The sequence below is a fragment of the Pseudomonas sp. T8 genome, from assembly GCF_024610635.1.
GTDB lineage: Bacteria > Pseudomonadota > Gammaproteobacteria > Pseudomonadales > Pseudomonadaceae > Aquipseudomonas > Aquipseudomonas chlororaphis_I.
Genome location: NZ_CP102374.1, coordinates 3,143,486 through 3,162,290 on the forward strand (window position 1 = coordinate 3,143,486; position 18,805 = coordinate 3,162,290).

Here is an 18,805-nt window from a genome sequence, read left to right on the forward strand (position 1 = left end):
TTGAAATTGTTCAACGTGCTGCCACTGGCATTGGCTGTCTTGCTGGCGGCCTGCGCCACCACGGCTCCGGAAAAGACCGAGCCGAAAATCCCCGAACTGAATGACACCCTGCCCAAGCTGAGCCTGCAGACGCTGCTGCCGAACGTGGCCGACAACGAATACTGCAACAGCCGGATGGACAGCGACATTCTCTACGGCATCGGGCTTTCGCTGTTCAACAACGATGATCAGCCGGCAGCTAAAAGCTGTCTGGTGATGGCGGCGCCCAAACACAACCGGGCCTTCTGCTACCTGTCGATGATCGCCGAGCAGGAAACCGACAAGAGCCCTGAGCAACGTGATCGCGAGTCCTTCAACTACATGGCCTATTCCGCCTCGCAGAACGATTGGTGCGCGGAGTACGGTCTGTACCAAGTCTATCTGTCCGGCAGCAATGCCGTTCCTGTGGACAGGCCCCTGGCGCTGCGTTGGCTGGAGCGTTCAGCCATGCACGGCTATCCCGTGACGCAACAGATCCTGGCGGAACAATATGAAGAGCAAGGTGACCTGGCTTCCAGCTATGCCTGGCTGAAAATCATCGACAACAAGAAAGACACCCATGAGCTGGATGAGCTGAAGGCCAAGCTGACGCCCGAGCAATTGGCCGCCGGCGAGCAACGCTACAACGAACTGCGCGCCCAGGTCAGCAGCAAAGAAACCCTGTATGCCGAAGCCCGGGAAGAAGATGTCGCCCGCTACTCCGCCGATATCCACCTGGCGTATCCGGATACCTTCAAAGGCATGGCCTCGGCCGAGCGTTACGACTTTGTCAAACGGACCATGTTCAAGGGTATCGATCTGCCGTACATCCACAACCGTGATCAGGTCACCAGCTACATTGTGGTCGCCCGCCGTGCCCAGCTGAAAAAACCTGGTGCCGATGTACTGCAGAACAAGCAGATCGTATCTGTACTCAGCGATGAAGAGCTGTCCGTGGATGACGCCGTGAAGAAGGCCCAGGCCATTCTCAACAAGGCCTACAAGTAATCCATGCACCTGCAGGAGCCGGCAGACCGGTTCCTGCAACAAGGTATCAGCTCAAACTCACTCCTCCCCACCCTCCTTCACCACCACCGTGCAGGTAATTCCCGCCGCCAACAGCACGCCCTCCGGCACTTCATCGATATGGATGCGCACCGGCACACGCTGGGCCAGGCGTACCCAGTTGAAGGTCGGGTTGACGTCGGCGATCAGCTCGCGGCTTTCCGGGTTGTCGCGGTCGTAGATGCCGCGGGAAATACTCTCCACATGGCCCTTGAGCACCTCGCCGCTCATCAGCTGCATATCGGCCTTATCGCCGACGCGCACATGGGGCAGCTTGGTCTCCTCGAAGAAGCCGTAGACCCAAAACGAATGCATGTCGACCACCGCCATCTTCGGTTCGCCGATGCGCGCATAGTCGCCGCGGTGCACGTTGAGGTTGGTGACGTAGCCGTCGACCGCTGCGCGCACCTGGGTGCGCTTGAGGTTGAGTTCCGCGGCTTCCAGCTGGGCCTGGGCCTGCTGGTAGTCGGCCAGGGCCGAGTCGGCGATGTTGCTGGCGTCGTCGCGGTTTTCCTTGGAGATCACCAGGTTGTCCAGGTCGGCGCGGCGGTGGGCGTTGACCTTGCGCATCTCCCAGGTGGCCTTTCTCGAAGCCACCAGCGACTGCGCCTGCTTGACCGCGATCTGGTAGTGCTCGGGGTCGATCTGCATCAGCAGGTCGCCCTTTTTCACCAGCTGGTTGTCGCGCACCGGCACGTCCACCACTTCCCCGGTGACGTCGGCGGCGACGTTGATGATGTCGGCGCGCACCCGGCCGTCGCGGGTCCACGGCGTGTTCATGTAATGCACCCACAGGGTGCGGCCGATCCACAGGGCCAGGGCCAGCACCAGCAGGGTCGCGAGCAGGCTGAAAAACTTTTTCATCGTGGGACTCTCAACGGTAAACAGTGAGCGCCATGGCGCCGAACAGACAGCAGAACAGGCTCAGGCGCAGCAGCGCCGGGTGCCAGAAAAAACGGTACAGGTCATAACCCGAGATGAAGCGGTCCAGGGCCCAGGCCAGGGCCGCGGCAATGAAGAACATCAGGGTCATGGTCGGCATGTACACGCCGTGGAAGGCGATTTCACGAGGCATGTTCAAGTCCTTGGGGCGGGGCCTGTACGGCTGGCGGCGCGGCATAGGCGGCCAGCGGCGATTGCGGGTCGAGCAATGAGCTGCGGATGAAGTGCAGGTAGCTCTTCACCCGGCGCAACACCGAGGTATCGAAGTGCGGGGCGAAGGGTTCGTCGCTGGCCTGGACCCGGCTGATCGCATGATCGACCGCGACCAGCGCGCGCTCCAGGTTGCTCTGGCCCGGTTGCAGGAACAGCCGCACCAACGAGCGGCCCATCACCCGGATCGCCTGGCGCCACGGCTGGGATTCGGCGTAGGCCGGGTGCACCGGGAGGATCGCCTGTTCCTTGCGCAGCTCGATGATGGCGTGCCCCACCTCCAGCACCACAAACATCCAGCGCAGCAGCTCGCGCTGCACCTGCGGCTGCCCCGCCGCCAGGCCATAGGCCTGGTGCAGCAGGTCGCGGGTGCGGCTTTCGAAGCTCGACGCCAGGCCCTTGAGCTTGCCGCTGATGGCGTACACCACCTGGCCGCGCAGGTCCTGCTCCAGGCGGCGCCACAACCAGCGGCTGTTGGGCGGCAGGATGATCGCCCCGGCGGCGGCACAGACCAGCATGCCCATGATCATGGCGATGTAGTCGTTGATGAAGGCGTAGGGGTTGTAGACGGTCAGGTTGTCCGGCACCGAACCGGTGCTGAAAAAGATCAGCAGGCCCAGGCCCACGCCAGCGTACTGCGGGCGTGAAGCGAGGAACGAACCGAGCACGATCACCGGCGCCAGCATCACGCACAGCAGCGGAAAACCGTCGATCCAGGGGAACACGAAGAACATCTCGACGAAGCCGACCACGGCCCCGATCAAGGTGCCGCAGGCCATCTGGAAGGCCATGCGTTTCGGGTTCGGCGTCGCCGCCGAGAGACCGACGGTGGCCGCCGCGATCAGGGTCATGGTGGCGCCGCTGGGCCAGGCGGTGGCGACCCAGTAACTGCCGAGCACGATCAGGATGAACGAGGCGCGGATCCCCGAGGCGGCCGAGGCCAGCCAGTTGGTCTGCGGGGTGAAGGGCTCGTCCCAGCGCTCGCGCTCGTGGCTGTGTTCGGCCAGGGACGCGTGGGTCTGCGCGTAGCTGTGCAACTCGTCGACGAAGCGATAGAGCAGCTCATAGGCGGTATGGAAATCCAGTTGCTCGGCATCGCTCGGCTCGTGCTCCTGGAACAGCGCGCGCATGCTGCGCACCCGCGCCGGCAGCTCGGCCTTGTAGCTCGCCAGCTGTTCGGCCAGGCGCGCGGCATCGGGGCTGGTCAGGGCGCGGCCGGAGAAACCGTCCAGCAGTTCGGCGAGGTCCTGCAACCCGGGTTTGGTCGCCGCCAGCACATACTCGGCGGCGCTGCCGCGCAGGCGCTCGAGCAACTGATGCAGGGCGTTGAAGCGGGTGGTGATGCCCATGAACTCGCTGTTCAAACGGCTCAGGCGGCCGTTGCGTCGGCGCATGTGCGGGTCTTCGAACACCGTGACGCTGCGCAGGCCTTCCAGGCCTACCGCTTCGGCGATGAAACGCACGTTGCCGCTCTCGAACGCATCGCGCTGGCTACGGCCGCGCAAACCGTCGGTGACGAACAGGGCGAACACCCCGAAGCGCTGGTACAAGGCGTTGCGCATCGCCGCGCTGGCGGTCTGCGGCAGGATCGCAGCGCTGACCAGGGTCGAGCAGAGAATCCCCAGGGAGATTTCCAGCACCCGCCACACCGCCGCCATAAAGGCCCCGTCCGGATGGGCCAGGGCCGGCAAGCCGACCATCGCCGCGGTGTAGCCGGCAAGCACGAAGCCATAGGCGCGGAAGTTGCGATAACGGGCGGCGCCGGCCGAGCAGATGCCGACCCAGATCGCCAGCGAACCGAGGAACAGTTCGGTGTTCTGGGCGAACAGGGCGATCAGCGCCACCATCACCGCCGACCCGGCCAGGGTGCCGAGAAAGCGATAGAAGCTCTTGGCGAACACCTGGCCGCTCTGCGGCTGCATGACGATGAACACGGTGATCATCGCCGTGCGCGGTTGCGGCAGCTCCAGGCGCATGGCCAGCCACAGGGTGAGGAACGCGGCGGCCAGGACCTTGAAGATATAGACCCAGGTCACGCCGTCGCTGCGTGCCCAGTCGAAGAAGCCCCGGCGCCATTCAAGGGAGTACAGCCAGCGCAAGGGTGCAGGCAAGGGAGTCATGGGGTCTTACTCAGTGATCAGCACTTGGGGGTCGGCTTTTAATGGTCAGCTCTTAATGATCGAAGACAGCCAGCGCCGCCGGAGTCTTGCTCGGTTGGGTCTTGCTGTCCTCGGGCACGTCCCGCCCTGCCTCCAGGCCACCGCCCAGGGCCGTCACCAGCTCGGCATGGGCGCTCAGGCGCGCGGCCTGGACCTGCTGCTGGACCTGTTGCTGGCGGAACAGCATGCCCTGGGCATTGAGCACATTGAGGTAGTCGGTGAGGCCACGCTGGAAGGCGACCATGGCGATGTCGTAGGTCTTCTGCGCCGACGCCACCGACTCGGCGGCGAACGCGGCCTGCTTGTCCATGGACTCGCGGCGGATCAACTGGTCGGAGATGTTCTTCAGGGCGTTGACCAGGGTCTGGTTGTAGTGGGCCACGGCGATGTCGTAGCCGGCCGCGGCCTCGCCCAGTTCAGCGCGCAGGCGGCCGCCGTCGAAGATCGGCAGGCTGATGGCCGGGCCGACGTTGTAATTGAGCTTCTTGCCGGTGAGGAACTCCAGCGCCCCGCCGCCGGTGGCCATGTAGCCAAGGCTGCCCACCAGGTCGACGTTGGGGTAGAAGCCGGCGTGGGCGACATCGATGCCGCGCGCCTGGGCCGCCACCTGCCAGCGGCTGGCGACCACGTCCGGACGCTGGCCGAGCAGTTCGGCGGGCAGCGCCGACGGCAGTTTCAGCGGCGCGGCCAGGGACAGGCTCGGCCGTTGCAACTGCGCGCCCGCCCCCGGTCCCTTGCCGGCCAGGGCGGCGATCTGGTTGCGACCCAGGGCGATTTCTTCGTCCAGGGCATCCAGCTGGCGATGGGTTTCCGGCAGCGGGGTCTGCGCCTGGCTGACTTCGAAGTGGGTGCCGATGCCGCCGGCCAGGCGCTTTTGCGCCAGTTCGAGAATCTGTTCCTGCTGCTTCAGGGTGGCCAGGACGATGTCGCGCTGGGCGTATTGCAGCGACAGCTGGATATAGGCGCGCACGACATTGTTCTGCAGTTCCAGCTGGGCCTGGCGCGCCTCGGCGGCGCTCATGTGCGCCAGGTCCACGGCACGCTCGCTGGCATTGCTTTCCCGGCCCCAGAGGTCGAGGGCGTAGCTGAAGCCGAGCGCGGCGTTGTTGTCCCAGGTGGTGCTGTTGGCCAGCTCGCCCGGGCCATAGAACTGGTCGGTGGGCCAGTTGTGGCGCTTGAGGGTGGCGTCGCCCTTGATCTGCAGCGACTCGGCCGACTCGGCGATGCCGGCCATGGCACGCGCCTGGCGTACCCGGGCGGCGGCCATGGCCATGCTCGGGCTGCCCTGCACGGCCAGGTTCACCCACTGGTTCAACTGCGCATCGCCATAGGCCTGCCACCACTGGGCGGTGGGCCAGCGGGCGTCGCGCGCGGCGCTCTGGATCGCCTCGTCGGTGGCCAGTGTATTGGCCGGTAGTGCCTTGCCTTGCGGGGCAATGCCCCCGGTTCCGATGCAGCCGCTGATTGCTAACGATAAAGCCCAAACACTGAGAGTCTTCAGCTCTCTGCTGATGCGACGCGGCACTGCTGCGAATTCCTGAAATAGGGAGAAGGCGGATCCCTGTAGGAGCGAGCTTGCTCGCGAGACGGTGTCACTGACCCACCGCATTGCACGGGGCTCCGGCAGCCGGCCCCTACAGATCGGCGCAATTCTAGGCGGCGGGCTTTGCGGCGATAAGCTGGGATTCCTGTGAATCTTTATTACCGTTCGCGCGATAATCCCTTGGTGGAATAGCCAACAATCTGTTACTTCGTGTCACAATTTGCCATCTCCCGAGAGAGCACCCCATGGACACTTTGCAAAACATGCGCGCCTTCAGTTGTGTCGCCGAAGCCGGCAGCTTCACCGCCGCCGCCGTCCAGCTCGACACCACCACGGCCAACGTCTCGCGCGCGGTCTCCAATCTGGAGGCCCATCTGCAAACCCGCCTGCTCAACCGCACCACTCGCCGCATCGCGCTCACGGAGGCCGGCAAGCGCTACCTGCTGCGCTGCGAACAGATCCTGGCCTATGTCGAAGAAGCCGAGGCCGAGGCCAGCGACGCCCACGCGCGCCCGTCCGGCCAGCTGAAAGTCCACACCATGACCGGCATCGGCCAGCACTATGTGATCGACGCCATCGCCCGGTACCGCAAGTCGCACCCGGACGTGACCTTCGACCTGACCCTGGCCAACCGCGTGCCGGACCTGCTGGACGAGGGCTACGACGTGTCCATCGTGCTGGCCAGCGAACTGCCGGACTCGGGCTTCGTCTCCCAGCGCCTGGGCATCACCTACAGCATCGTCTGCGCCTCGCCGGCCTACGTGAAAGCCAATGGCTGCCCGAGCAGCCCCAGCGACCTGTCGAACCATGCCTGCCTGCGCCTGGTGAGCCCGGTGATCGCCCTGGACAAATGGCTGTTCGACGGCCCCGAGGGCCAGGAAGGGGTCACGCTCAACGGCTCGCCGTTCCTGGTGAACTCCGCCGACGCGCTGAAAACCGCGATCACCAGCGGCATGGGCCTGGGCGTGCTGCCGGTGTACGCGGCCATCGAGGGCCTGCGCAACGGCACCCTGGTGCGGGTCATGCCCAAGTACCGCTCCCAGGAACTGAACCTGTACGCCATCTACCCATCGCGCCAGTACCTGGATGCCAAGATCAAGACCTGGGTCGAGTACCTGCGCAATACCCTGCCGGAGATTCTCGCCGCCCATCAGGCGGAGCTGACGGCCTATGAACTGAGCGGCGGCCTCAGCGGCGTACGCCTGACCACTTGAGCCAAGCCCTTCGGGGCTTTGTCATGCTTCCCCCCTGTAGCCGCTGCCGCAGGCTGCGAAAGGTCCGCAGGACCTCCTGCGATCTCAAGAGCACGTCTCCTGCGGAGCCGATCGCAGCCTGCGGCAGCGGCTACAGTCGCAGAACCTTCTTGCCCTCACAGCCCTGTGCAGCCGCTACAAAAAGCCCGTGGGGAATGTTAGCTTGCTTGGCATTCTCCTCCGCCTGACGAGCTTTCCCGCGATGAAAAAGACCGTACTTGCCTTCAGCCGCATCACCCCGGACATGATCGAGCGCCTGCGCCAGGACTTCGAGGTGATAGTGCCCAACCCCAAGCTGGGCGATATCGGCGCGCAATTCAACGAAGCCCTGCCCCACGCCCACGGCTTGATCGGCGTCGGTCGCAAGCTGGGCCGCGCGCAGCTGGAAAACGCCAGCCAGCTGGAAGTGGTCTCCAGTGTCTCGGTGGGCTACGACAACTATGACCTGGCCTACTTCAACGAACGCGGGATCATGCTCACCAACACCCCGGACGTGCTCACCGAAAGCACCGCCGACCTGGCCTTCGCCCTGCTGATGAGCAGCGCCCGGCGCGTCGCCGAACTGGACGCCTGGACCAAGGCCGGGCAGTGGCAGGCCAGCGTCGGCGCACCGCTGTTCGGTTGCGATGTGCACGGCAAGACCCTGGGCATCGTCGGCATGGGCAATATCGGCGCGGCCATCGCCCGACGCGGTCGCCTGGGCTTCAACATGCCGGTGATCTATAGCGGCAACAGCCGCAAGACCGCGCTGGAACAGGAGCTGGGCGCGCAATTCCGTAGCCTCGAGCAGTTGCTGGCCGAAGCGGATTTCGTCTGCCTGGTGGTGCCGTTGAGCGAGAAGACCAAGCACCTGATCAGCCACCGCGAACTGGCGCTGATGAAGCCGAGCGCGATCCTGGTGAACATCTCCCGCGGTCCGGTAGTGGATGAGCCGGCGCTGATCGAAGCCCTGCGCAACGGCACGATTCGCGGCGCCGGCCTGGATGTCTACGAGAAGGAACCGCTGGCCGAGTCGCCGCTGTTCCAGCTGAAAAACGCCGTGACCCTGCCGCATATCGGCTCGGCCACCCATGAAACCCGCGACGCCATGGCCAACCGCGCCCTGGCCAACCTGCGCAGCGCCCTGCTCGGCGAACGCCCGCAGGACCTGGTCAACCCGCAGGTGTGGAAAGGCTGAAACCAACGCGGTCCACTGTAGGAGCGGCCGGTCGACGCTCGATTGCCCGCGATAGGCACGACGCGGTGTACCTGAGACACCGCTATCGCGAGCAAGCTTCGCTCCTACAGAAGCTCCTCAAACCCTGCAGCAGCCGCGCTACCCATCAGGCGAGCCGGGGATCGCGGACGGCCAGCGGCTTGGGCTTGCGGAACACCAGCACGTTGCCCAGCATCACCAGGACCAGCCCGGCCAGCGCCGGGGCGGTCCATTGGTAACCTTCGGCGAAGGCCGAGACATTCAGCGCCACCACCGGGAACAGCACGGTGCAGTAGGCCGCCCGCTCCGGGCCCATGCGGCCGACCAGGGTCAGGTAGGCGGTGAAGCCGATCACCGAACCCGGGATCACCAGATACAGCAAGGAGCCGATGTAGCGCGCGTTCCACTCCATGTCGAAAGGGATGCCCTTGACCAGGCAATAAGCCGCCAGCATCGCCGCGCCATAGGCCATGCCCCAGGCGTTGGTGGTCAGCGGTTTGAGGCCGGCTTTCTGTTGCAGGCTGGACAGCATGTTGCCCGCCGAGAAACACAGGGTCCCCAACAACGCCAACCCCAGGCCGAGCAGGGTTTGCGGGCTGGCGCTATGGCCGGCCAGCTCCGGCCAGAACAGCAGGCCCAGCCCCAGCAGCCCCAGCGCCCCGCCCAGCAGTACGTTGCGGGCGATCTTCTGGGCGAAGAACACCCGGGCATTCAGGGCGTTCCACAGGGTCGCCGTGGAAAACACCACCGCCACCAGGCCGCTGGGAATCCACTGGCTGGCGTGCAGGAAACACATGAAGTTGATACAGAACAGGCACAGCCCCTGGGCCAGGCAGATCAGGTGCCCGCGACGGTTCATCACTTGCAGCTTGCGGCTGAGCAGCAGCATGACGAACAGCACCAGGGCCGCCAGGGCAAAGCGATAGACGATGGACACCGGAATCGCCACCACCCCCAGCTGCAGCTTGAGGGCGATCCAGGTGGTGCCCCAGATCAGGACGGTGAGCAGATAAAGCGAGAGGTTCATGGCGCGGGACTCCTGTGCAGGGCAACCCAGTCTCAGGCCATTGCGCGCCCGGGCGCTTGCATAAACTTGCGCTTTTGTCGGTTACCGGGCTGGCAGCGCGTTGCCTACGGAGTAGGATGCGAAACATCTGACTTCGCTCCTGTAGCCGCTGCCGAAGGCTGCGATAGGCCGGGGTCGCGCTCGACCCGCAGGACCTTCTTGCGATCTCAAAAGCGCGTCTCCTGCGGAGCCGATCGCAGCCTGCGGCAGCGGCTACAACGTGCCACCCTTTATCGAATCAAAACCATGTCTACCCTGGAAACCCTGCAAGTCTTTCAAGCCCTGAACCGCTCGCCCAATGCTCGCCTGGAGCACAGCGCCGAGCTCGGTGACGGCCTGGCCGCAGCCTTGTGGAGCAACCATCACGACGCCCAGGACTACGAAGCGCCGAGCCATCACACCCTGTCATGCTACATCGCCGGCGGCACCGGGACCTTTCGCCGCGGCCAGCCGGGAACCAAGGGCGGCCCGGACAAGCTGTGCATCCTGCCCGCCGAGCACCGTTCGGCCTGGGTGATCAACGGCGAGATCCGCCTGGCCCACCTGTATTTCAGCCCGGAACAATTTGCCCTGGGCTGCGTGACCCTGCTGGACCGCGAACCCCGCGAGCTGCAATTGCAGGAAAACACCTTCCTCGACGATCCGCAGCAGGCCAGGCGCTTTCGGCAACTGATCCAGCTGAACTGGGACGAACCCGGCGAGCGCCTGCTGACCAGCAGCCTGGCCCACGAGATGCTCAGCCACGCCCTGCTGACCCAGATCGGCCAGCGCCAGGGGCTGCGCCTCAAGGGCGGGCTGGCGGCGCATCAGCGTCGGCAACTGGTGGAGTACATCGACAGCCAGCTGGCCGAACCGCTCAGCCTCGGGCAACTGGCCGCGCGCTGCGCCTTGTCGGAATACCACTTTGCGCGGATGTTCCGCGCAAGCTTCGGCCTGCCGCCCCACCAATACCTGCTGGCACGACGCCTGAAACACGCTCGCGACCTGCTGCGCAGCACCCGCCTGCCCCTGGGCGAGATTGCCCTGGCCTGCGGTTTCGCCAGCGCCAGCCACTTCACCAATCGCTTTCGCCAGGCCCTGGGTGGCACGCCCGGGGAATATCGCCAGGCGTTTCTTGGCTGAGTACAGCCGCCAGTTACAGCGCGTCGCCTTTATCGCGAGCAAGTCGGATCGCCGCCCGTTCGCTCCTACAGAAGCACCGCGCCCGCCCTCACACCGCACACCCCGTAGGAGCGAGGCTTGCCCGCGATGGCGATGTGTCAGGCAAACCCGATCCCCAGCCTTATTGCAGCAGCGCCTGCGTCACCCGATCTTCCAGGGCCTTGATGTGCGCGCCGTCGGCCCGGTAGTTGTTCGACAGCATCACCAGCACCAGCCGGCGGCCATCGGCCGCGCGCAGATACCCGGACAGCGACGACACGCCCTGCATCGAGCCGGTCTTGGCATGCAGGTTATCCACAGCCCCAGTGCCTTGCAGGCGATAACGCAGGGTGCCGCCAGTCATGCGCTGGGCATCGCCGGCCACCGGCAGCGCCGCGTACCAGGTGGCGAACCAGGGCTGCTTGCGCGCCACCAGCAACAGGTCGCTGAGGCTCTGGCTGGAAATCTGGTTGCGCCGCGACAGCCCCGAGCCATCCACCTGCACCAGCCCTTGCGGGCTCAGGCCCTGGCGCCGCAGGAAGCCCTCGATGGCCGCCACCCCGGCAGCCGCGGTGCCGGCATTGGCGGTCTTGCGGCCCATGGCCTTGAGCAGCACTTCCGACATGTTGTTGTTCGACAGCTTGAGCAGCGGCGTGATCAAGCCCGCCAGCGGCATCGACGAGTGACTGGCCAGCACCCGGGCGGCGGACGCCGTGGGCTGGCCGAGGCGCACCTGGCCCTGCACCGTCACGCCCTGCTCGGCCAGCGCTTGTTGGAACACGTCCGCCACCAGCCGGGTCGGCTCCCACACGCTGACCCAATGGCGCCGCGACTGCCCCGGCGGCAAGGCGCCGCTGACCAACAGCAGGTTGCTGCCATGCTCACGGCCGACCTGCAGGCTGTCCGTCGTTCCGACCCGGCCCTGATTGCGCAGGCTCATCAACCGGTTTTCCGGGCTGACGCGTACCGCCAGCGGCGCTCCCGGCATCGTCGGCGCCGTGACTGACACCAGCACGCTGCCGGCGTCGAAGTCGTCGTTGGGGGAAATATTGAGGGCGGAAATCTGCGCCGCGTAATACAGGCTTTCATCGTCGCTGGCCCAATCGACGCCGAGCCGCTGGTCATCGAAGGCGGTGTCGTCGAGCACCAGGTCACCTGCAATCTGACGAATGCCGGTGCGCGCCACCGCCGCCGCCAGCTCCTGATAATCCTTGGCCTGCATGCTCGGATCGCCGGAACCGCGCAGGTAGAGATTGCCCAGCAGGCGCTCGCCCTGCTGCGCGCCGTCGCCCAGCACCTCGGTGGCGAAACGGTAGTCGGGGCCGAGCACGTCCAGCGCGGCGGCGGTGGTCAGCAGCTTGAGGCTCGAAGCCGGGATCAGGCGGCTGTCGGGGTTGTGCTGATACAAGGCCGCGCCGCTCTCGGCATCGCGCACCGTCAGCGATACCGTGGCGCCCTGCAGCGCCGGGTCGGCCAGGACCTGATCCAGGCTGGCGGCGTAGCGGGCGCCGGGATGGCTGGCGCAAGCCGCCAGTGACAGGGCCAGGAACAACCCCAGCCCGCGAGTGTAGAAACGATGTGCTGAACCCATGAAAAACGTATTTCCTTGATGACCTCGAACCCGCGCCGACAACCTTGCAGCCGCGGCGACGGGCGCCCAGATAACGATTGGCGAGGGGTTCGTGTCAACGAACAATCGAGCCGGCCCCTCAGGCCCGGCGCTGCAGAACGCTCATTGCGCCAACGCGGCCAGCGGGCTGACCAGCAATCCCAGCCCCGCCGCCAGCAACGCCAGGCGCGGTTGATACGGCAGCAACAGCACCAGCGACAAGGCGCTGAGCATCAAGGCCGCGCACCATTGCACCAGGCCCAGGCCCCAGCCGGCCGCCGCGATCGCCGCCCACAGCGAGCCGGCCAGCAGCAGCCAGCCGCCAATGCGCAAGCCAGAGCGGCGACAGGCCGTGGGTTTGTAGCCCAGGAGTTCGGCGTGATGACGGTCCATCGACAGGCACAAGCCGGCAAAGCCTGGGTAACACAACAGCAGCGCCAGGAGCATTCAGTTCACCTCGGTTTCAAGGGCGGCCCGTCGCGAGCGGGCGGCAACGGCAGGCTGGGCGACAGGACGCGACATCTTCCAGGCCCCCCAAGCGAGGAACAGCCCCGCCGCCAGGCAGGTCAGGTCGAAGCCGGCGCGGACCCAGTCGCCATGCACCAGGAAACCATCCAGCACATCGGGCATCGTCAGCGCATCGAGCAGCGGCACGCTGGCCAGCAACAGCGCCGCCAGGCCCAACTGCTCGACCCAGGCCTTGCGCCCGCGACGCAGCGCGGCGTGCAGCAGGCTCAGGCCCCAGACGATAAAGAAGCTGTTCACTTCCCAGTCCGCCCGCCCGGCAAGGCTCACCGGCAACAGGCGATTGGCCCAGAAGAAGGCGGCGACGGCCAGCACCAGGCCGGACATGCTGGCGATGTTCAGCACTTCCACCAGGCGCAGTTCGAAGGGCGTCACTCCACTCTTGGCATGCTTGAGCTGGCGCTTGCCCAGCCAGATCACCAGCCCGGTGCCGATCATCGCGGTGGCGGCCAGGCCGCAGATAAAGTACAGCCAGCGCAGCAGCGGCCCGGCGAAGAGGCCCATGTGCAGCCCGTAAAAACTGCCGTTGATGGCCAGGGCCGTCGACTGCGGCGGCGACACCTGCAACAGCTTGCCGCTGACCCCGTCGAACGTGACCACGTTGCCAAAGTCGCGGACCACCTGGTCGCCACCATGACGCATGACATTCACCGAGGCATTGGCGTCCCCCGGATTGTTCACCGTGATCCGCCCCACGCGGCCACCCGGCCACTGCTCGCGGGCCTGCTCCAGCAGCGGTTCAAGTTGCACCAGGTGCGCCGGCTTGCCTGCGGCCGGGGCGGTTTTGCTGGCGGGGAACACTTCGTTGAAATACGCCCGGGTGTCGTTGCCGTAGGTGGCCAGGATGCTCGCCGGCATGACCATCGACATGAAGATCACCAGGCTGCTGTAGGTGATCATCAGGTGGAACGGCAGCACCAGCACGCCCACCGCGTTGTGCCCGTCGAGCCAGGAGCGCTGGCCCTTGCGGGGGCGGAAGGTGAAGAAGTCCTTGAAGATTTTCTTGTGGGTGATGATGCCGCTAATCAAGGCGACGAACATCAGCATGGCCGCCGCGGTGGACAGCCAGCGGCCCCACGGATGAGGCATCTGCAACTGGAAATGGAAGCGGTAGAAGAACTCGCCGCCGCGGGTATCGCGGGCCTGCAGCTCGGCACCGGTGGCCGGGTCCAGCAGTTTCTGGGTGAAGGCGCCGCGCTCGCCGGGCTTGCCCGGGAACTGCCACATCACCGACAACCCCGGCTCACGGGCATCGGGCAGGTTGATGAACCAGCGCGAGGCGCCCTGGGCGTGCTGCTGCAGATAACTCTGGGCGAGGATCAGGCTGGTTTCGTTGCTGACCGAGCGCGACGGCACTTCGGGCTGCATCCAGTGGCTGATTTCGTCCTTGAAGTAGGCCAGGGTGCCGGTCAGGAAAATCGCCAGCAGCAGCCAGCCGAATACCAGTCCGGCCCAGGTGTGCAGCCAGGCCATGGACTGGCGAAATCCCTCCTTCATGAAAGATTCATCCCGTGCGCCCACGCAGAAATCGCCGCCAACCCCAGCGCCGGCAGCAGCAAACCGAGCCAGGCCTGCCAGGCCGTGCGGCAGGCAAAGCACCAGAGCACCGCCACCAGATAGAACAGGAAGGAGGTCATCATGCCGCTGACCACCGCATCGGCGCGGGACACGGGGAGCAGCAGGGTCATGCAGACGCTGGACAACGCCGCCAGCAGGTAACCGCCGAATACCGCGGCCAGCACTCGCGACGTCACCGCCAGACGGTAGGAAGAGGGGATCGTGGCAACTTTGCTTTTCATGTTTCGACCTTGAAACCAGGACCGCCCGGCGCAGGGAATTCCCCTACCCGGACTCAAGTCGGCGCAATATTAATGATAAATATTCTCATGCGCAAAAAATCACCGATCTGTCGTGGGATCTTCCGCCGGTCCGGGTTGATTGCCCAATGCCATGCCAGGCCACTACAATGCGAACAATTCTTGTTCTCTTAAGCATTTTCATGCTGCCGGAGCGTTCGGCTTGGCTCACTCCTCTACCGTCGAAGTCCTCTATCACGCCCATCACAGCTGGCTGAACGGCTGGTTGCGGCGTCGGCTCGGCTGCCCCGACAGCGCCGCCGACCTGGCCCAGGACACCTTCATGCGGGTGCTCAGCACCCGGGAAACGCCGTCGATCGTCGAGCCCCGGGCGTTCCTCACCACCATCGCCAAGCGGGTGCTGTGCAACCATTACCGGCGCCAGGACCTGGAACGGGCCTATCTCGAGACGCTGGCGCAGATGCCGGAACTGCTGGCGCCGTCCGAGGAAGACAAGGCGATCATCCTGCAGACCCTGCTGGAGCTGGACCAGTTGCTCGACGGTTTGCCGCGCCTGGTGAAACGCGCGTTCCTGCTGGCCCAGGTCGATGGCCTGAAACATGGCGAGATCGCCCGCGAGCTGGGGATCTCCATCGCCACGGTCAAGCGCCACCTGCACAAGGCAGCCCTGCGCTGCTACTTCGCCCTGTGAACACTGGCCTCCCCCGCCCGCCGGACATCGGCGCCCAGGTCGCCGAACAGGCCGTGCACTGGCTGCTCGAAATGCAGGCGGGCCCGCTCAGCCCACGCCAGCAACGGGCCTGGCAGCAATGGCACGACGCCCACAGCGAACATCAACGGGCCTGGGAACATATCCAGCGGGTCAATTCGCGGCTGCGCGGCCTGTCTTCGCCCCTGGCCCATGCCGCGCTCACTGCGCCGAAGTCCTCCAGCCGGCGCCAGGCGCTGAAACTGCTGCTGATCCTCGGCGCCGGTTCCGCGGCGGCCTGGGGCTTGCGCGAACACAACCCGCTGACCCCGCTGATGGCCGACTACCGCAGCCCGGTGGGCCAACGGCGCAAACTGCAATTGAGCGATGGCAGCCAGTTGCAGCTCAATACCGACAGCGCGGTGGACGTGAGTTTCGACGGCCAGCAACGGCTGATCCGGCTGTTAGCCGGGGAGATCCTGCTGACCGCCGCGGCCGACCGCCGGCCGCTGCTGATTCAGAGCGCCCAGGGCGTTTTACGCCCGCAAGGCGCCCGGCTGAACCTGCGCCAGTTCAGCCAGCGCACCCAGCTGGCGGTGTTCGAAGGCAACGTCAGCCTCAGCCCGTCGGATTATTCGGGAGCGCCGTTAGTGGTAAGCAAGGAACAGCAATTGAGCTTCACCCGCAGCGCCTGGGACAACCCGCGGCCGCTGGACGCCGGCAGCGGCGCCTGGAGCGAAGGCATGCTGGTGGCCGCCCAGATGCGCCTGGCGGACTTCCTCGACGAGTTGGGGCGCTACCGTCGCGGCCAGCTCAACTGCGATCCACGGGTCGCCGACCTGCTGATCTCCGGCAGTTATCCACTGGACGATAGCGAACGGATCCTCGACCTGCTGGAAATCAGCCTGCCGGTGAAGGTCCGCCGCTTCACCCGCTACTGGGTCACGGTCGAAGCCCGCGCGTGACCTGTAGCCGCTGCCGCAGGCTGCGATCGGCCCCGAAGGGGACGTGCTCTTGAGGCCCTCGAAGGCCCTTCGGGCCTTATCGCAGCCTGCGGCAGCGGCTACAGGCGTCGATTCAATGTTTTTTCAGGTGTGCCGTTTTTTTTCATTTTGTGTGAGCCGTTTTCCAGCACTCGCGTGACAGAGAAGGAAAGCCCCCTTGACTGCAACCTTCTCAGGATCGATGTCCATGCCCCAGCAACCCACTCGCCTCACGCCCCTTGCCCGCACCCTGCGCCAGTTGCTGCTGGGCGCCAGCCTGAGCTTGGCCGCCCTGCCGCCGGCCATGGCCGCCGATGGCCTGTCGCGCGATTACCACATCGCCGCGTCGTCGCTGGAAAACGCCCTGAACCAGTTCGGCCGTGAAGCCGGGGTGCTGATCTCCTTCGGCTCCCAGGTCGCCAGCGGCGTGCAGAGCCAGGGCCTGGAAGGCAGCTACACCACCGAAGAAGGTCTGAATGCCTTGCTCAAGGGCACCGGCCTGCAAGCCCGCGCCGAAGGCGGCAATGCCTTCAGCCTGCAACCGGTGAGCGCCGAGGGCGCACCGGCGGCCCTGGAGCTGGGCACGTCCAGCGTGGTCGGCGACTGGCTGGGCGATGCGGCGCAGACCAATGTATTCGAACACCCGGGTGCCCGTGACGTGATCCGCCGCGAAGCATTCGAACGCCAGGGCGCCACCCAGGCCCGCGACGTGCTCAACCGCATCCCCGGGGTCAATGCCCCGGAAAACAACGGCACCGGTAGCCACGACATGGCGCTGAACTTCGGCATTCGCGGGCTCAACCCACGCCTGGCCTCGCGCTCCACGGTACTGATGGACGGCATTCCGGTACCCTTCGCGCCCTATGGCCAGCCGCAGCTGTCCTTCGCCCCGGTCAGCATGGGCAACATGGACGCGGTGGACGTGGTGCGTGGCGGCGGCGCCGTGCGTTACGGGCCGCAGAACGTCGGCGGCATCGTCAACTTCGTGACCCGCGCCATCCCCGATGCGCCCACGGTCAAGGGCGGCTTCCAGACCGAGACCAGCCCGTCCTCCAGCCACGACGGTTTCAAGACCACCGGCAACCTGCTGGCCGGCGGCACCGCCGACAACGGCCTGGGCGGCGCCCTGCTGTACTCCGGCACCCGTGGCGGCGACTGGCGCGAACACAGCGACACACAGATCGACGACCTGATCCTCAAGGGCCACTACCAGCTCGACGACGCCAACAGCTTCAACGCCATGGCCCAGTACTACGAGGGCGAGGCCGATATGCCCGGCGGCCTCAACGTTGCCGACTACAAGGCCGATCCGTATCAGTCGACCCGCCCGTACGACAAGTTCTGGGGCCGCCGTACGCTGATCAACTTCGGCTACCGCTACCAGGAAGATCGCCGCGAATTCACCGTCAACAGCTTCTTCACCAAGACCCTGCGCAGCGGCTACCTGGACCAGGGCAGCTTCCTGTCGCTGTCGCCACGCGAATACTGGGTGCGCGGCATCGAAACCCGCTTCGCCCAGGGCTTCGACCTCGGGCCGACCAGCCATGAGCTGGGCATCGGCTACCGCTACATCAACGAGGCCGGGCACGAGTTGCGCTACCGCACGCCGATCAGCGCCAACCAGCAGTTGCCCAGCACCAGCAGCCGCAACGACCGCGATACCCGCGGTGGCACCGAGGCCAATGCGTTCTTCGTCGACGACCGCATCGACATCGGCAAGTGGACCCTCACCCCGGGCATCCGCTACGAGATGATCGAGTCCCAGCAGACCAACAACCTGACCAACGTCAAATACAAGGGCGACTACAACACCGCGCTGCCGGCACTGAACGTGATGTACCACCTGACCGACAGCTGGAACCTCTACGCCAACACCGAGGGTTCGTTCGGCAGCGTGCAGTACAGCCAGATGCCCAACCGCGTGAGCAGCGGCGAAGTGAAACCGGAAAAGGCCCGCACCTGGGAACTGGGCACCCGCTATGACGACGGCAGCCTGCGGGCGGAGATCGGCGCGTTCCTGATCAACTTCGACAACCAGTACGACAGCAACCAGACCAACGACTCGGTGATCGCCCGTGGCGAAACCCGCCACCAGGGCATCGAGACCAGCGTCAATTACGCACTGGACGGCCTGAGTCCGGCGCTGGCCGGTTTCGATCTGTACGCCACCTACGCCTACGTCGACGCCACCATTCGTGAAGACGGGCCGAACAAGGGCAACCGCGTGCCGTTCTCGTCCAAGCACAAAGGCACCCTCGGCATCGGTTACACCGAAGGCCCGTGGAAACTGAACTTCGACAGCAGCTACCAGAGCAGCCAGTTCGCCGACAACGCCAACACCTCCACCGAAAGCGCCGACGGCAGCACCGGACGGATTCCCGGCTACATGCTGTTCAGCAGCCGCGCCGCCTACGACTTCGGCCCGCAACTGTCGGACCTCAACGTGGCGGTCGGGGTGAAGAACATCTTCAACCACCAGTACTTCACCCGCTCGTTCGACGACAACAACAAAGGCAAATACGTGGGCGAACCACGGACCCTGTACGTACAGACCTCCGTGGCGTTCTGAGCCAACGTGCTCCTGCAGAACAG

General features: G+C 65.5%; 16 protein-coding genes. 7 read left to right on the forward strand and 9 right to left on the reverse strand.

The window, feature by feature from the left end; translation table 11 throughout:
• Entirely contained in the window at nucleotides 1-1,026 is a 1,026-nt protein-coding gene (locus NRG23_RS14125) for a sel1 repeat family protein (protein ID WP_257374848.1), read from the forward strand.
• A gap of 57 nt (nucleotides 1,027-1,083) precedes the next feature.
• Here the strand turns inward: NRG23_RS14125 and NRG23_RS14130 are convergent, their stop codons facing one another.
• The 4 genes from NRG23_RS14130 to NRG23_RS14145 are packed head-to-tail and all read right to left on the reverse strand — an operon-like array spanning nucleotide 1,084 to nucleotide 5,919.
• Nucleotides 1,084-1,947 (reverse strand): HlyD family secretion protein, encoded by an 864-nt coding sequence (locus tag NRG23_RS14130; RefSeq protein ID WP_257374850.1) that lies wholly within the window; start codon nucleotides 1,945-1,947, stop codon nucleotides 1,084-1,086.
• A 10-nt stretch (nucleotides 1,948-1,957) separates the two neighbouring features.
• The gene (locus tag NRG23_RS14135; RefSeq protein WP_007930063.1) at nucleotides 1,958-2,158 is read right to left on the reverse strand and encodes a DUF1656 domain-containing protein; all 201 of its coding nucleotides are present in this window, start codon (nucleotides 2,156-2,158) and stop codon (nucleotides 1,958-1,960) included.
• Nucleotides 2,148-4,355 (reverse strand): FUSC family protein, encoded by a 2,208-nt coding sequence (locus tag NRG23_RS14140; protein ID WP_210532755.1) that lies wholly within the window; start codon nucleotides 4,353-4,355, stop codon nucleotides 2,148-2,150. Before NRG23_RS14140 ends, NRG23_RS14135 begins: the two co-directional genes overlap by 11 nt.
• A gap of 52 nt (nucleotides 4,356-4,407) precedes the next feature.
• The gene (locus NRG23_RS14145; protein WP_028681693.1) at nucleotides 4,408-5,919 is read right to left on the reverse strand and encodes an efflux transporter outer membrane subunit; all 1,512 of its coding nucleotides are present in this window, start codon (nucleotides 5,917-5,919) and stop codon (nucleotides 4,408-4,410) included.
• 263 nt (nucleotides 5,920-6,182) lie between these two features.
• On the opposite strand from NRG23_RS14145, the gene NRG23_RS14150 reads away from it, so the two are divergent.
• Nucleotides 6,183-7,151, forward strand: coding sequence for a LysR family transcriptional regulator (locus NRG23_RS14150; protein ID WP_016703289.1), 969 nt, complete (start codon nucleotides 6,183-6,185; stop codon nucleotides 7,149-7,151).
• A 241-nt stretch (nucleotides 7,152-7,392) separates the two neighbouring features.
• Nucleotides 7,393-8,367, forward strand: coding sequence for a D-glycerate dehydrogenase (locus tag NRG23_RS14155; RefSeq protein ID WP_016703290.1), 975 nt, complete (start codon nucleotides 7,393-7,395; stop codon nucleotides 8,365-8,367).
• A gap of 145 nt (nucleotides 8,368-8,512) precedes the next feature.
• On the opposite strand, the gene NRG23_RS14160 is transcribed toward NRG23_RS14155, so the two are convergent.
• Nucleotides 8,513-9,412, reverse strand: coding sequence for a DMT family transporter (locus NRG23_RS14160; RefSeq protein WP_009047063.1), 900 nt, complete (start codon nucleotides 9,410-9,412; stop codon nucleotides 8,513-8,515).
• Between the two features lie 285 nt (nucleotides 9,413-9,697).
• On the opposite strand from NRG23_RS14160, the gene NRG23_RS14165 reads away from it, so the two are divergent.
• Nucleotides 9,698-10,573 (forward strand): helix-turn-helix domain-containing protein, encoded by an 876-nt coding sequence (locus NRG23_RS14165; RefSeq protein WP_257374858.1) that lies wholly within the window; start codon nucleotides 9,698-9,700, stop codon nucleotides 10,571-10,573.
• Nucleotides 10,574-10,733: 160 nt separating this feature from the next.
• Here NRG23_RS14165 and dacB read toward each other — a convergent pair whose 3' ends face one another.
• The 4 genes from dacB to NRG23_RS14185 form a co-directional block, all read right to left on the reverse strand.
• Nucleotides 10,734-12,182, reverse strand: a complete 1,449-nt coding sequence (gene dacB, locus NRG23_RS14170; protein WP_257374859.1) for a D-alanyl-D-alanine carboxypeptidase/D-alanyl-D-alanine-endopeptidase — start codon at nucleotides 12,180-12,182, stop codon at nucleotides 10,734-10,736.
• A gap of 141 nt (nucleotides 12,183-12,323) precedes the next feature.
• Complete coding sequence (locus tag NRG23_RS14175) at nucleotides 12,324-12,647, reverse strand: DUF3325 domain-containing protein (protein ID WP_016703293.1); 324 nt, start codon at nucleotides 12,645-12,647, stop codon at nucleotides 12,324-12,326.
• Complete coding sequence (locus tag NRG23_RS14180; protein WP_038630634.1) at nucleotides 12,648-14,222, reverse strand: PepSY domain-containing protein; 1,575 nt, start codon at nucleotides 14,220-14,222, stop codon at nucleotides 12,648-12,650.
• Nucleotides 14,219-14,524 (reverse strand): DUF3649 domain-containing protein, encoded by a 306-nt coding sequence (locus NRG23_RS14185; RefSeq protein WP_009047058.1) that lies wholly within the window; start codon nucleotides 14,522-14,524, stop codon nucleotides 14,219-14,221. The genes NRG23_RS14180 and NRG23_RS14185 overlap by 4 nt, the downstream gene beginning before the upstream one ends.
• A gap of 220 nt (nucleotides 14,525-14,744) precedes the next feature.
• Here NRG23_RS14185 and NRG23_RS14190 point away from each other — a divergent pair, with 220 nt between their 5' ends.
• From NRG23_RS14190 to fecA, 3 genes are all read left to right on the forward strand, one after another.
• Complete coding sequence (locus NRG23_RS14190; protein ID WP_016703295.1) at nucleotides 14,745-15,233, forward strand: sigma-70 family RNA polymerase sigma factor; 489 nt, start codon at nucleotides 14,745-14,747, stop codon at nucleotides 15,231-15,233.
• Nucleotides 15,230-16,195 carry a FecR domain-containing protein gene (locus NRG23_RS14195; protein WP_124301156.1) on the forward strand — a complete coding sequence of 322 codons (966 nt, stop codon included), beginning with the start codon at nucleotides 15,230-15,232 and terminating at the stop codon, nucleotides 16,193-16,195. The genes NRG23_RS14190 and NRG23_RS14195 overlap by 4 nt, the downstream gene beginning before the upstream one ends.
• Nucleotides 16,196-16,421: 226 nt before the next feature.
• Nucleotides 16,422-18,782 (forward strand): TonB-dependent Fe(3+) dicitrate receptor FecA, encoded by a 2,361-nt coding sequence (gene fecA / locus NRG23_RS14200; protein WP_009047055.1) that lies wholly within the window; start codon nucleotides 16,422-16,424, stop codon nucleotides 18,780-18,782.
• Nucleotides 18,783-18,805: the final 23 nt, after the last annotated feature.